Annotated in this window: 12 protein-coding genes; 9 read left to right on the top strand and 3 right to left on the bottom strand. The window is 57.2% G+C overall.

Annotation, left to right across the window (positions count from 1 at the left end):
- The first annotated feature begins 35 nt into the window (after positions 1–35).
- On the top strand, positions 36–437 hold the full coding sequence (locus V6Z53_RS20125; RefSeq protein WP_338581363.1) for a hypothetical protein: 402 nt from the start codon (positions 36–38) through the stop codon (positions 435–437).
- Positions 438–642: 205 nt separating this feature from the next.
- Here V6Z53_RS20125 and V6Z53_RS20120 read toward each other — a convergent pair whose 3' ends face one another.
- Entirely contained in the window at positions 643–882 is a 240-nt protein-coding gene (locus tag V6Z53_RS20120) for a hypothetical protein (protein WP_338581362.1), read from the bottom strand.
- Positions 883–1,221: 339 nt separating this feature from the next.
- Between V6Z53_RS20120 and V6Z53_RS20115 the strand changes: the two genes are divergently transcribed.
- Together V6Z53_RS20115 and V6Z53_RS20110 are read left to right on the top strand one after the other, a co-directional pair.
- Positions 1,222–2,361, top strand: a complete 1,140-nt coding sequence (locus V6Z53_RS20115) for a glutathione-independent formaldehyde dehydrogenase (protein WP_338581361.1) — start codon at positions 1,222–1,224, stop codon at positions 2,359–2,361.
- 70 nt (positions 2,362–2,431) lie between these two features.
- Positions 2,432–2,581, top strand: coding sequence for a hypothetical protein (locus V6Z53_RS20110; RefSeq protein WP_338581360.1), 150 nt, complete (start codon positions 2,432–2,434; stop codon positions 2,579–2,581).
- An 81-nt stretch (positions 2,582–2,662) separates the two neighbouring features.
- Here the strand turns inward: V6Z53_RS20110 and V6Z53_RS20105 are convergent, their stop codons facing one another.
- Positions 2,663–3,904, bottom strand: coding sequence for a LysR family transcriptional regulator (locus V6Z53_RS20105; RefSeq protein ID WP_338581359.1), 1,242 nt, complete (start codon positions 3,902–3,904; stop codon positions 2,663–2,665).
- Positions 3,905–4,065: 161 nt separating this feature from the next.
- On the opposite strand from V6Z53_RS20105, the gene V6Z53_RS20100 reads away from it, so the two are divergent.
- The 6 genes from V6Z53_RS20100 to V6Z53_RS20075 all read left to right on the top strand — a co-directional run bounded on the left by V6Z53_RS20100 (position 4,066) and on the right by V6Z53_RS20075 (position 10,176).
- Positions 4,066–4,923 (top strand): amidohydrolase family protein, encoded by an 858-nt coding sequence (locus tag V6Z53_RS20100; RefSeq protein ID WP_338581358.1) that lies wholly within the window; start codon positions 4,066–4,068, stop codon positions 4,921–4,923.
- Complete coding sequence (locus V6Z53_RS20095) at positions 4,923–5,831, top strand: hypothetical protein (protein ID WP_338581357.1); 909 nt, start codon at positions 4,923–4,925, stop codon at positions 5,829–5,831. Before V6Z53_RS20100 ends, V6Z53_RS20095 begins: the two co-directional genes overlap by 1 nt.
- Before the next feature lie 40 nt (positions 5,832–5,871).
- The gene (gene dctA, locus V6Z53_RS20090) at positions 5,872–7,173 is read left to right on the top strand and encodes a C4-dicarboxylate transporter DctA (RefSeq protein ID WP_338581356.1); all 1,302 of its coding nucleotides are present in this window, start codon (positions 5,872–5,874) and stop codon (positions 7,171–7,173) included.
- 90 nt (positions 7,174–7,263) lie between these two features.
- Positions 7,264–8,676, top strand: coding sequence for a carbohydrate porin (locus V6Z53_RS20085; protein WP_338581355.1), 1,413 nt, complete (start codon positions 7,264–7,266; stop codon positions 8,674–8,676).
- Between the two features lie 52 nt (positions 8,677–8,728).
- Positions 8,729–9,463 carry a 4-oxalmesaconate hydratase gene (galB, locus tag V6Z53_RS20080; RefSeq protein ID WP_338581354.1) on the top strand — a complete coding sequence of 245 codons (735 nt, stop codon included), beginning with the start codon at positions 8,729–8,731 and terminating at the stop codon, positions 9,461–9,463.
- Positions 9,460–10,176, top strand: a complete 717-nt coding sequence (locus V6Z53_RS20075; protein ID WP_338581353.1) for a 4-carboxy-4-hydroxy-2-oxoadipate aldolase/oxaloacetate decarboxylase — start codon at positions 9,460–9,462, stop codon at positions 10,174–10,176. The genes galB and V6Z53_RS20075 overlap by 4 nt, the downstream gene beginning before the upstream one ends.
- A gap of 190 nt (positions 10,177–10,366) precedes the next feature.
- Here V6Z53_RS20075 and V6Z53_RS20070 read toward each other — a convergent pair whose 3' ends face one another.
- The gene (locus tag V6Z53_RS20070) at positions 10,367–12,943 is read right to left on the bottom strand and encodes an EAL domain-containing protein (RefSeq protein ID WP_338581351.1); all 2,577 of its coding nucleotides are present in this window, start codon (positions 12,941–12,943) and stop codon (positions 10,367–10,369) included.
- Positions 12,944–13,044 lie beyond the last annotated feature (101 nt).

Below are 13,044 nucleotides of genomic sequence, written 5' to 3'. Positions count from 1 at the left end.
GGTCGATTTGGCAGAGGTTAGTCTCTTGCGAAATAGTGCTGCCGACCTATAGCGGGTATGCCAGTTATTGGAGCAAGTCAGACCCGCATCGCATAACGCTTGATCTGTTTGGCTTGAGCTTCCTGAAGCCGAGACGATTCAAATCGACGCCACACGTCGAGACCAATGAACATGCGGATGCTGCCGTCCTCTACCGTTTAAAGGCGACGGAGCGTTCCATCATGTACAGCGAAGCGAAAATGTTGGCGTACGCAAAGTGGCACGACTTGTTGACGGATTCAGAAATCCCGTTGGATGCAGATGAAAGGTATGACGAGTTGCTGAAGCTTGCTGATGATTTTCGAAGTCGAGGAATTATCGATACCTCGGCGCGCAATACATTGATAAAAATTGCGACGGTGGCTTATACGCGGTCTGTAGAACACCTGCTTTCGTAAACCCGTTTTTCAACGGCAGATACTGGCTGTGTGAATGTCAGCTTTTGGCTGTGGATTCAACCGGTCGAGCCAGAGTTGCCGTCGGCAAAGGACGACAGGCAGGCATCAGCGATCTTTCCTTTGCGAACGGATAGCAGCCTGTGCCATCTTCGAAGCGACACCGTGTGAGGAAGCTAGGGCGTAAAGCCCTAGCAGATACCAGATGTCATTTTTTCTTTTTCGCGGGCTTTTCTGCCTTCTCTGATTTCTTAGCCTTTTCTGGCTTGCTATCAGCTTTTTTTGCAGATTTCTTTGGTTCGGCATCTTTTTTCTTGTCTTTCTTATCGGAAGATTTCGAAAGAGACGACGCCGCAGCTGATTTCTTTGCCGGTGATGATTTTTTGTCTTTCAATTCCTTGCTGGCTTTTGAAGACTCACCTTTGCTTTTCTTCTCGTCTTTTGCCACGTTGACCACCTCGCGGAGTGTGCCGGTATAGGCACATTGCCTGTGGGAATATCCACCAGCTGATCATTAGGCGAGCGCGGCTAAAAGCGGTTCAAATTTTTTAATGCGATGAGATGGGTTTTGGGTGATGCACCCATAAGTCTGACGGGTCGACATTCCAAATGGATCATCAGCTTGATGCCTGACGCTGGAAAAAATTCAGTAATTTCGATGACAGAACCTCCCGATTGGCCGCTCGTCACTCCCCACATCAATTGTTTGAACATACGACGATTTCTTCCTGACAGATAAGTCTGAGCAGACGAAAAATGAATTTCGTTTTGCCAATGGGAGAACGACATGAAAGCCATTGTTTACAACGGCCCACGTGACGTGAGCGTTAAAAATGTCACCGATGCCAAAATTGAAAAACCCACAGACGCCCTGGTTCGAATTACCACGACCAACATCTGTGGTTCAGACCTGCATATGTACGAAGGCCGCACCTCGATGGAGACCGGTCGTGTATTTGGGCATGAGAATCTCGGTGAGGTCATCGAGGTGGGAGTCGGCGTTGATCGAGTCAAGGTGGGCGACCGCGTTTGCCTACCGTTTAACATCGGTTGTGGCTTCTGCGAAAACTGCGAGAAGGGTTTGACGGGTTTCTGCCTGACTGCGAACCCCGGTACCGCAGGCGCCGCGTATGGTTTTGCCGACATGGGGCCCTACCAAGGTGGGCAAGCAGAATTGCTGCGCGTGCCATATGCAGACTTCAATTGCCTGGTATTGCCCGAGGACGCGCAAGAGCGTGAAGATGACTACGTCATGCTCTCCGACATCTTTCCAACGGGTTGGCACGCCACTGAGCTGGCCGGTCTTTTACCGGGTGAGAGCATTGCCATTTATGGTGCGGGGCCGGTGGGTTTGATGGCCGCTCACTCTGCGATGATCAAAGGTGCATCGCAGGTATTCGTGGTCGACAACCAGCCTGATCGATTGAAACTGGCTGCTCAGATGGGCGCCACGCCCATCAACTCGCTGGAGAAGGAAGCGGTGGATCAGATTCTCAATCTGACTCACGGCAAGGGGACTGATCGCGGTTGCGAATGTGTGGGTTATCAATGCTGCGACCGTCATGGTCACGAAGCCAATCACTTGACCATGAACAATCTAGTCGCATCGACCAAGGCTACCGGTGGGATCGGTGTCGTCGGTGTGTTTGTGCCGGAAGATCCAGGCGCCAAAAATGACCTCGCAAAGCAAGGCAAGATGGCCTTCGACTTCGGTGCTTTCTGGTTCAAGGGACAGCAGATTCGAACAGGGCAAGCCAACGTCAAAGCCTACAACCGCCGGTTGGCAGAGCTCATACACCACGGCCGTGCCAACCCCGCCCAGATCATTTCCCATCGGTTGAAACTCGCTGAAGGGCCTGATGCCTACAAGCATTTCGACGCGCGCGACAATGGCTGGACAAAAGTTGTGCTCAAACCAGCGGCTTGAGTCGGATGAGTGGATGCGCCTGGTCAGAAGATCAGGCCCATTCACCAGCTACGTGACCAGGAGATAAATGATGAATAAATTCTGCCTGTGGTTGAGCTTTTGCAGTCTGTTCATGCTGCACGGTTGCTTCGATAATTCACAGAACACCACCAAGGACAACACCGATGGCACCAAGTCCTCCGTTCAAATGCAGGAGGGAAAGGCCGTGGAGAAGGACTGAAATCGAGCCGAAATGGATGTACAGCGTTGCGTTAAAATCATCTGCGGCGGTGATCCGGAGGCAAGTGCTCACTCACCGATTTCAAAAAAGTCTCCGGACATCTCCTGATGTGATACGCATCTGTGCTGCCACTCTTTTCAACAGTTCAATGAACGATGTCTGAAGTGCTGTAGGTCGCCAGTCGGTCCGACGCGTCAGGGCGATGGTTCGCCAGATGCCCGTACCGGTCGAGCCGATTTCTACCAGTTGCCCAGCCTGGCTTTCCAGGCGAAATTGATCCCGTGACATCAGTGTCAGCCAATCACCTTCCAGCATCAGGCCACGCTTGATTGTGACGGACCCGCACTGCACCCGCAGGGTTGGCGGGGTCTGCCCGCGTTCCTCGAACATCCGTTCCCAGTTCACTCGCATCGGCGTACCGGGAGCCGGCATTACCCACTGATGATTCAGTAGGTCAATCGTGGCGAGTTGACGCTTGCCGTGCAGCGGATGGCCGGCACGTCCGACGATCACGAGTTCGTCGTCGAACAGCGGTTCCTGGGTCACGTCATGCGCCGGGACATGTTCGCGCTGTGAACCAATCAGCAGGTCTATATCACCCTGACGCAAGTGTGTGAGCAATTCGGCATAGGGGCCTTCGACGATGTCCACCGATGCCGCCGGCCACCGGATACAGAACTCCGCAAGGATCTTTGGCAGAAAGTAGGCGCGGGCGACGGGCAAAACGCCGATGCGCAGTGTGCCGCCCTGGCCCTGGTTGCGGGTGGTGATCTCGTCGATCCCTGCACGTAATTCCGCCAGCATCAGACGTACGAAATGCACGAGGCGACCGGCCGTGGCGGTGGGCTGGATGGCCCGTCCCGTGCGCTCCAGCAAGGGGATCTCCACGATCTCCTGCAACTCCCGCATCGCCCGGTGTAGCGACGGTTGGGACAGGCCAAGTTGTGCGGCCGCGCCGGTATAGCTGGCGGCCCCGACGACCGACACCAATGCGCGCAGCTGACTCATGGTCAAGCGTTGGTCGAGATGGGCAAGCGCTGGTTTCCCCGGCACACGGCGGATCAGGCGCACCCCGTGGGCCAGGTAGGCCAGCGCCCGTCGGGTACGCGCCACGAACAGATTACCGGCGTCCGTCAACGCCACGCCGCCTGAGCGACGCTCGAGCAGACGCGCATCGAGTATCCGTTCGATCTTGGTGATGGCCTGGGCCAAGGCGGGTTGCGATAGATTGACCGTCCGCGCCGCCATACTGATATTGCCTGAGTGCGCGACTTCAAGCAGCGCGCCCAAGTGGCGCAGGTTTAACGAGTAGACAGTGTTCATTTGCTGATCTTTAGCAAAAACCAATGGCTGGAGCGTAATTCGAATTTCCCCTCTCGTATACATCCATGGATAGTTAGCCCACAGCGGATTCGCTAATGATTGCTGGATAACTGAATCAATAGCTAATTCAAATACCCTGCCACTCTGGAGCCGAGGCGCCTGTGAAGCTGCTTGATACCCATACTCATGTGATTTCTCCCGATAGCGCGCGTTACCCCACTGATCCCATTGGCGGCCATCAGTCCGAATGGTCGCAGGCTCGTCCGGTCGATGCAGACAGCCTGCTGCGCGCCATGGACGCAGCGGACATTGCCCAGGCGGTCGTGGTTCAGGCCTCGACGGTTTACGGGCACGACAACCGTTATGTTGCCGACACTGTGCGGGCGCACCGGGATCGCCTGGTAGGTGTCTATTCCCTCGATGCGCTCGCCGCCGATGCGGTGGAAAAAATTGCTTACTGGCAGGAACAAGGACTGTCGGGCTTCCGGCTATTCACCACCGGCAGCACCATGCCGGGCCAAGGCGACTGGCTGGGCCACGCCAATTCCTATCCCGCCTGGGCCTATGCTGAAGCGCATGCAATCCCGGTGTGTCTGCAAATGACCATGGAAGGGATTCCGGCCCTGCGTGGTCTGCTTGAACGCTTCCCCAAGGCGATCGTGTTGCTCGACCACTGTGCGCGGCCGGTGCTGTCCGAAGGTGCGCCCTACGACGCCGCACAGGCGTTGCTCGAACTGTCGGCATTCCCGGGTGTGCATCTGAAACTGACCAACCGAACCCTGGCGGCAGCGACCGAAGGCCAGTCGACACCGATCGATTTCTTGCGCACGATCATTGCGGCGTTTGGGGCCGATCATATCGCCTGGGGTTCGAATTTCCCCGCGGCAGCCGGCACTCTGGCCGAACTGGCCGACACCGCCCGCGCGGTGCTGTCGGAGCTGTCAGTGCAGGAACAGCAGGCAATCGCCAGTGGCACGGCCCGGCGCCTGTATTTGTTCTCCCCATCGGAGCCGCGTTGATGAAGCCCGTTCCAACCTTGCGCACGGTGCTCGGCAATTACCCGCACACCGTGGCATTGCGCTCCAGGGAGCTGGTCGATTGCGCAGTGAACCTGCAGTTCCAGGACATTCCGGTAGTGCACAAAGCGTTCGCCCCCATGGTGCGCGATCAGGCTTACGATCTTTGCGAACTGGCGGTGGTGACCGCACTGCAAGCCATTGCCTACGGCCGTCCCGTGGTGTTGTTGCCGGCCGTGGTCGCCTCGCGCTTCCAGCGTGGCTGCCTGATCGGTTACGGTCCGCGTGGCGTGCCCGTCGAAACTGATCTGGCTGGCCGGCGCATCGGGGTCCGTGCCTATACGCAGACCACGGGCATGTGGGTTCGGGCGCACCTCGCCGAAGACTTCGACCTGGACATCTCCAAGGTGCATTGGATCACCCATGATCCGGCGCATGTTCAGGAGTACCGTAATCCTTCGTTCGTCGAGCAGGCCGCCAGTACGAAAGGGGCGGTGCAGATGTTGCGCGACGGCGACGTGGACGCGGCGATCCTGGGCAATGACTTGCCGACCGGCGATGAGTTTGTCCCGGTCATCGGCAATGCCGCCGACCGCGACCTGGCCTGGTGGCGCAAGCATCGCTTCATGCCGATCAATCACTTGATCGTGGCCAGTGAAAATGCTTGTGCACAACAGCCAGAAGCGATCAGGCGCGCGTTTGCCCTTTTACGCGAGGCCGACCGTCGCAGTATCACCGCTGCGCCAGGTGCTGATACGCCACACCCAACGCTGTTCGGTTTCGATCGTCTGGCGGGTCCTCTCGATTTCACTATCGAGGCGTGTATGAAGCAGGGGCTGTTGCCTCGGCGTTTGAGCCTAGAAGAAGTGTTCGCCCCAGCGCGCAAGCTGCTGGGCAGCGACGCCGATTGAGCGGTGTCCAGCCGCCTAAACTTTCATTTTGGAGTCCGATATGACTCGTATCATCTCGCCAGCCATTGCCACTTCACCCCGGCGTTCACGTCGGTTTTATGAAGACCTGACTTTTCAGGTCCTGACGGGCATGGTCCTCGGCGTCGCCGTCGGCGCCTTGGCCCCCGACGTCGGCCAGGCGCTCAAACCCCTCGGTGACGTGTTCATCCGGTTGATCCAGATGGTGGTCGGCCTGATCATCTTCTGCACCGTCACCCACGGTATTGCCAGCGTGCGTGATTTGGGCAAGGTCGGTCGTATCGCAATCAAGGCCATCGTCTATTTCGAGGTGGTGACGACCATTGCGCTGGTGATCGGGCTGGTGACGATCAACATTCTGCAGCCCGGTGTCGGGATGAACATCGACCCTGCGCTGTTGCAGAACGCCGGTGATGCGGTGCACCCGGCGGCTCGCATGAGCCTGGGCGAGTTCATGCTGAATCTGGTGCCAAAAACCGCCACCGGTGCGTTTGCTGAAGGCGAAATCCTGCAGATTCTGGTGTTCTCGGTGCTGTTTGCCTGTGGCTTGGCGTCCTTGGGTGACAAGGCGCAGCCTGTACTGAACGTCGTTGAAACAGTCTCGCAGGCGCTGTTCTGGGTCATTCGTCTGGCGATGAAACTGGCGCCGATCGCCGCGTTCGGTGCCATTGCATTCACGGTGGCCAAATTCGGCCTCAAGTCATTGGTGCCGCTGGCTGCGCTGGTGGGCGAGTTTTACCTGACCTGCGCGATTTTCTTTCTGATCGTGCTGGCACCGATCGCCTGGTACGCCGGGTTCAACCTGCTCAAGCTGATGCGCTACATCCGTGAAGAACTGATCCTGGTGATCGGCACCAACTCCTCGGAAAGCGTGTTCCCTCAACTGATCTCCAAGCTCAAGCGCCTCGGGGTGGAAGAATCAGTCGTGGGGCTAGTGCTGCCGACCGGCTACAGCTTCAACCACGATGGCACCTGCCTGTACTTCGCTGCGGTTGCGGTCTTCCTGGCCCAGGCCACGGGTACGGCGTTGGGCTGGGAGCAACAGCTGTCACTGCTCTTTGTACTGCTGGTGACCTCAAAAGGCGGCGCCGGTGTGGCCGGTTCTGCCATTGCGGTGCTGGCAATGACGCTCGCTGCTACCAAGTCGATTCCTGTCAGCAGTATCGCGCTGATCCTCGGCGTTCACCGCATCCTCGCTTCTGCCTTCGTCTTCACCAACATCGCCGGCAACTGCGTGGCCACCTTGGTGGTGGGAAAATGGGAAAACGCGATCGACCGCAAGCGACTGCAAAGCGAGCTGGATGCGGGCTACCGCGACGCCTGACCACCTCCAACCTCTAACAACACCATTTACCGGATTGCCTGATGCGCAAGGGTGACGCGCACCTGCGATTCCGGTGAGGAAACTCGACTCATGAAAATAACAACAACAAAAATTCTGGCATTCGGCGTACTCACTTCATTGATCCATGGCACTAGCCTGGCCGCTACGAACACCGCATCCAGCCGCCTCCCGGGTACGCCGGCCGATGCGTTGGAAGAGCCGGCCAGCGCCGCCGCAGCCAAACCGGAAACCCGTGCCACCGGTCTCGGCGCCGCGCTGAAAGAGCTGGCAGATCAGGGCATTTTCCTGCGCGCCAACCTGATCAACCAATACGCGAGGAACACCCGCGGTGCCGTCGAGCAAGGCCACACCAATGTCGGCCAGTTCAACATCGGCGCCGACTTCAACCTGGACAAGCTGGTCGGCACGTCCGGCAGCAGCTTCCACTTCACCGTCTACAAAGATTACGGCTTCGGCCTCAACCACGACGTCACCGGTACGTTTCCCAAGCAGCAACACATCTACAAGAACGAATTTCCCGACTGGCACCTGGGCTTGTTCGCCTTTGAACAGAAGCTGCTGGACGACCGACTGGATGTGATTTTGGGTCGACTGGGTACTACCAGTTACTACGCCAAACTGAGCACCAACTGCCAGTTTCAAGCCGGTAACACCTGCGGCGTCCCGCGGCTAATCAACTCGGAAGCGGGCTATAGCTTGCTGCCTTCAGCGACCTGGGGCATCAACGCGCGTTACCGCACGACGCCGCATACCTATGTCGAAACCGGCGTGTATGAGGTCAACCCCAGCACCTCCGCCAGTAACGGCATGGACTTTTCCATTGCCGAGGCCAACGGCGTGACCGTGCCGCTGGAGTGGGGCTGGGTCGAGCCCGGCAAGTTCGAGGTCAAGGCTGGCGGCTACGTCAGCACTGCGCCGCGGCCGGACCCGTATTACAACACCGCTGGTCGTTCACTCGGCCGCTTCGGCGGGACCGCACGCACGGTTAACGACGAACGCAAGGGCGTGTATCTGCTGGGCGACCGCGTGGTCTGGCGACCCGATGCGAATTCCACGCGCAACCTGACGGTGTTCGGCGGTGTCGTCCAGCAACTCGAAGACGAGGAGATCATGCGCCAGCAATTCCTCGGCGGCTTTGTGCTGACCGGGCCTACGGCGTCGCGACCACGGGACACCATTGGCTTCTCGGCGTCGCTGTTCAATCTCACCGACAAGGAAAGAGCGTTTCTGCGCGATGCACGGGCCAAGGCCGGCGGGCATGGCAGCAACGATCCCCACGAATACTCCTTCGAGCTCAACTACGGTTGGCACCTGATCCCGGGCGTGATTGTCATGCCGAACATCCAGTACATCGTCAATCCGGACAACTCCGGCCTGCCGAAAACCGCAACGGTGCCCAAGAACATGTTGGCGTATGGACTAAACGTGCAACTGAGTTTCGGCGGCATGTTCGGCCTGAGCTCGCCGGGCGGTGGCGATTGAGTGCTGAACGTCAAAGAAGCCCACATTCATTGAATAGAGAGGAGCACCCGCAATGATTAATTCATCCAAGAACGCGCTGGTTGTCAGCGCCCACTCCGCCGATTTTGTCTGGCGGGCCGGCGGCGCAATCGCTCTGCATGCGCAGCAGGGCTACAACGTACACATCGTCTGTCTGTCATTCGGCGAGCGTGGTGAGTCCGCCAAGTTGTGGCGCAAGGGCGAGATGAGCGAAGACAAGGTGAAGGCCGCCCGCCGTCAGGAAGCCCAGGCCGCCGCGGACATCCTGGGCGCGAGCGTCGAATTCTTCGATATCGGCGATTACCCGATGCGCGCCGACAAGGAAACCCTGTTTCGTCTGGCTGATGTATTCCGTCGGGTCCAGCCGGAATTTGTCCTCAGCCATTCCTCGAAAGACCCGTACAACTATGACCACCCGCTGGCCATGAACCTGACGCAGGAGGCGCGCATCATCGCCCAGGCCGAGGGCTACAAACCGGGCGAGAAAATCGTCGGCGCACCGCCGGTGTACAGCTTCGAGCCGCACCAGCCCGAGCAATGCGAATGGCGCCCGGACGTGCTCCTGGACATCACCGAGGTCTGGGACAAGAAGTACGCGGCGATCCAGTGCATGGCCGGCCAGGAACATCTGTGGGAATACTACACCCGCGTCGCCCTGCAACGCGGCGTGCAAGCCAAGCGCAACGTCGGCATCACCTCGACCCGTAACATCGTGTACGGCGAGGGCTACCAGAGCATCTTCCCACGGGTCACGGAGAACCTGGCATGAGCGAGCACATTGGAAAAACCGGGATTGTCGTGCGCAATATTCCTCGGGCGGATCCGGCGCTGATCGATGAATTGCAGCGCTTCGGCGTCGCGACCATCCATGAAGCGCAGGGGCGCAAAGGTCTGCTGGGCACGTCGATCCGGCCGATCCAGCAAGGCATCGTTACCAGTGGTTCGGCGGTCACGGTGCTAGTCGCTCCGGGTGATAACTGGATGTTCCACGTAGCGGTAGAGCAATGCCGCCCTGGCGATATTCTCGTGGTAGCGCCGAGTTCGCCATGCACCGACGGCTACTTTGGCGACCTGCTGGCGACCTCGCTCAAGGCCCACGGCGTGCGCGCGCTGGTGATCGATGCCGGCGTGCGCGACACCCACACTTTGCGCGAGATGGGCTTTGCGGTCTGGTCGCGGGCGATTAGTGCCCAGGGCACGATCAAGGAGACATTGGGGTCGGTGAATCTGCCACTGGTCTGCGGCGGGCAATTGGTTCATCCGGGAGATGTGGTGGTCGCCGATGACGACGGCGTGGTCATCATCCGGCGCGAAGAAGTTCCGCAGGTGGTCGTTGCCAGCCGCACACGGGCCGATCTGGAAGAACAGAAGACCCTGCGCCTGGCCAAAGGTGAGCTGGGTCTGGATATCTACAACATGCGCGTGCGCCTGGCCGAAAAGGGGTTGCGCTACGTCGACAACCTCGAAGAACTCGGAGATTGAGCAGGGGTCAGACATGCATTACCCGGGGGCGCCCATGGAGAAACTGCGCACTCTGAATTAGCGCAGGCGTAGGTGCGTGAGTTGAGACTCTGGCCGATAGTTGCCTGTTGCGAAGGGCAGCTATCGACGCATAGCGAACTTGGACGAAAAGTAGTTGTTCGTCTGGTGCGAGTAGCTTTCTCAAGCAACGTTAGCTACCCAACTCCTGTTCGGCATTCAGCAAAAACTCAAAATCTTCACTACTTAACGGTTTGCTCAGGAAATATCCTTGACCCTCTTCGCAGCAAGCCTCATTGAGCAAGTCCAGATGCAGACCGGTTTCGATGCCTTCGGCCGTTACGGTCAAAGACAAAGCGCGGCCCAACCCTACGATGGCTTGAATGATAGACCTGTCCTCCTCGCTTTCCCCCAGACGGTTGACAAAGCTGCGGTCTATTTTGAGGCCGTCAAACGGGAACGACCGCAGATAACTGAGCGAAGAATAGCCAGTACCGAAGTCGTCCATTGAAAGACGTACACCTACTCGCTTTAGAGCTCGCATCACCTCTAGAGCAACCAATGCGTCTTCAAGCATGACACTCTCGGTCACCTCCAATTCCAAGCGTTGCGCTTGAAGTCCCGTTGTTGCGATTGCTTTCTCTATCCGTTCAACCAGATTGCCGCGTTGAAACTCGGTCGGAGAGAGATTGACTGAAACAAACAGATTTTTTGACCAGCGGGCCGCATGTTCGCAAGCGGTTGTGAGCACCCAGTTACTCAGCGCAAGGATTAGTCCGGTCTCTTCAGCGATAGGAATAAACCGATCGGGGGGTATAAGGCCTCGTTTAGGATGCTGCCAGCGAACAAGCGCTTCCGCGCCGACCATCTGGCCGTCAGCAAGGCGATAGCGGGGCTGGAAATGGAGACGCAGCTCACCGTGTTTTATTCCGTAGCGAAGATCATTTTCGAGCTGTCGGCGTTCGATGATCTTAGTGTTCATTTCATTTGCATAAAATCGCCAGGTATTTCGACCAGCGGATTTTGCTTCATACAACGCGATGTCCGCGTATCGGAGGAGTTCTGTTGCTTGCGATGAATCGTTAGGTGCCATTGAAATACCGATGCTGGCACTGACAAAGACCTCTTGATCCTCGACGGTGACTGGTTTTTCAATCGAATCTATCAAGCGCCGGCATGCCGTTTCTACTTCCTCAGCTGAGCTCACATCGTTAAGAATTAACACGAACTCATCGCCGCCAATCCGCGCCACGAGATCTCCGCTGCGCACACACTCACCTAGCCGGCGGGAGACTTCATTGAGCACCTCATCACCGGCTGCATGACCGAGCAGGTCGTTTACCGGTTTAAATCGATCAAGGTCTAAAATAAGCATCACGAGGGGATGTTCGGGGGTAGGCGCGGCTTTGAGTTTGCCGTCTAGAAACTCCTGTAACCTTGTCCTGTTTGGGAGCCCTGTCAGCGCGTCATGCTGCGAAAGATATTCAATACGCCGACGCGCCTCCACCTCATCCGTTATGTCGGTCGCCGTACCCCGAAATCCGTGGTCGACGAGTCCCCGTGCCGATAATCGTGCAATTCGCGCAGTGCCTTTCGTATCGACGTAAGAACATTGCACGCTGATGTTGTGACGGCGACCCGGGATGCTGAGCCATTGAGATATGGCGCCGAACTCCATGCAAAGCAGGTCATCAATTTTTGCACTGATCCAGGCCTCTCGAGATAGCCCTGTAACACTTTCAAATCTTTCAGAGAGGTAGGTGAAGCGCCATTCCTGATTTACTTCCCAGATCCAATCGGAGCTTGCTTCCGCGATATCTCGAAAACGGGCTTCACTCTCGGCGAGGGCTACCTGGCTTGTTTGCAAATGGACGTAGCTGCAATCAAGTGCTTTGGCGGCAGCGGTCGAACGTCGAAGAATGGCCCATATCATGAGGCCTACCAGAAGAGCAGCTGTGGCAATCAATGGAAGTATAAAACCCAACAATCGGACGCCGGGCTTTGCAGGTTCCCAATGCAATCCACCGGCCGATCCGTTGTCGCCTAGCAGCAGGATGGACTCCTTGTGGATCTCGTCAGGTGTAGCGACGTGCAATCCTTCGATTCCGTAATCACTTCCGATTGCCTGCAGCTTGACGTTGTCCAGTGTTTCCACGAAAAGCAGTACCGATGATGGCCCATGTTCAGATTGGACAGTGGGATCCGCTCCCGGGGTTATAGCCGCAGCGGCAACGAGAGTAGGAACGCCGCGAACATTGATGAAAGTAGTTACCGGCGTCTCACTGTCTGCGCCTCGACGAGCCTGGTCGAGCACCGGCGCTAAAGGTTGTCCCAACCAGCCCGCAGCTTCAACGGTCGTCAGCTCACCTTTTACGACCGAGTAGACACTCCGGTCTGCTGCGTTTATTACGAATAGGCCAGTGAGGCCAAAATCGGAATAAAGCGTCGGGCCAAGGTTCTGTCGGGTAAACGCCCAGTCCGTATCCACGGTTTTGTGCAGATGTTTGTATGCGTCGCCCCAAAAGGAGTAATCCTTGATGGTGGATCGAAGATTTTTTTCAAGCGTCTGAACAGCTTTTTCGGCGTAGAAAGCGCTTCTGGATTCTTCGGTGCTATCGAGATTTTTCGCTACAAAAACCAGCATACCCGTAGCGAGGATGAATACGGTGCCCAGTAACCCAGCGAACTTGAACAATGAGGCTCTGGTGAGCGCAACGCTTGAATTTAATGGGGCTTCGTGGGCAGTGATAAATGCGTCAGGCTTCGACATAACACTCCAAGTGATAAATCTGAGATTAGGTCTCTGTCACTTTGCTAGTGGGGTGAATTTTTCAACAGTGACCAGAGCGTAGTAGCTTTTTAGAATGATCG

Origin of the sequence: Pseudomonas sp. MAG733B, from assembly GCF_036884845.1 — a bacterium.
Lineage (GTDB): Bacteria > Pseudomonadota > Gammaproteobacteria > Pseudomonadales > Pseudomonadaceae > Aquipseudomonas.
The sequence above is the reverse complement of the archived record's forward strand: the minus strand, read 5'-3'. Positions and strand labels throughout refer to the sequence as shown.

What these genes read in the sequence shown, in the direction of transcription:
- V6Z53_RS20115 (WP_338581361.1), top strand. Translation starts at nt 1,222, where the DNA reads ATGAAAGCCATTGTTTACAACGGCCCACGTGACGTGAGCGTTAAAAAT.
- V6Z53_RS20070 (WP_338581351.1), bottom strand. Translation starts at nt 12,943, where the DNA reads ATGTCGAAGCCTGACGCATTTATCACTGCCCACGAAGCCCCATTAAAT.
- galB (WP_338581354.1), top strand. Translation starts at nt 8,729, where the DNA reads ATGATTAATTCATCCAAGAACGCGCTGGTTGTCAGCGCCCACTCCGCC.
- V6Z53_RS20095 (WP_338581357.1), top strand. Translation starts at nt 4,923, where the DNA reads ATGAAGCCCGTTCCAACCTTGCGCACGGTGCTCGGCAATTACCCGCAC.
- dctA (WP_338581356.1), top strand. Translation starts at nt 5,872, where the DNA reads ATGACTCGTATCATCTCGCCAGCCATTGCCACTTCACCCCGGCGTTCA.
- V6Z53_RS20085 (WP_338581355.1), top strand. Translation starts at nt 7,264, where the DNA reads ATGAAAATAACAACAACAAAAATTCTGGCATTCGGCGTACTCACTTCA.
- V6Z53_RS20110 (WP_338581360.1), top strand. Translation starts at nt 2,432, where the DNA reads ATGAATAAATTCTGCCTGTGGTTGAGCTTTTGCAGTCTGTTCATGCTG.
- V6Z53_RS20075 (WP_338581353.1), top strand. Translation starts at nt 9,460, where the DNA reads ATGAGCGAGCACATTGGAAAAACCGGGATTGTCGTGCGCAATATTCCT.
- V6Z53_RS20105 (WP_338581359.1), bottom strand. Translation starts at nt 3,904, where the DNA reads ATGAACACTGTCTACTCGTTAAACCTGCGCCACTTGGGCGCGCTGCTT.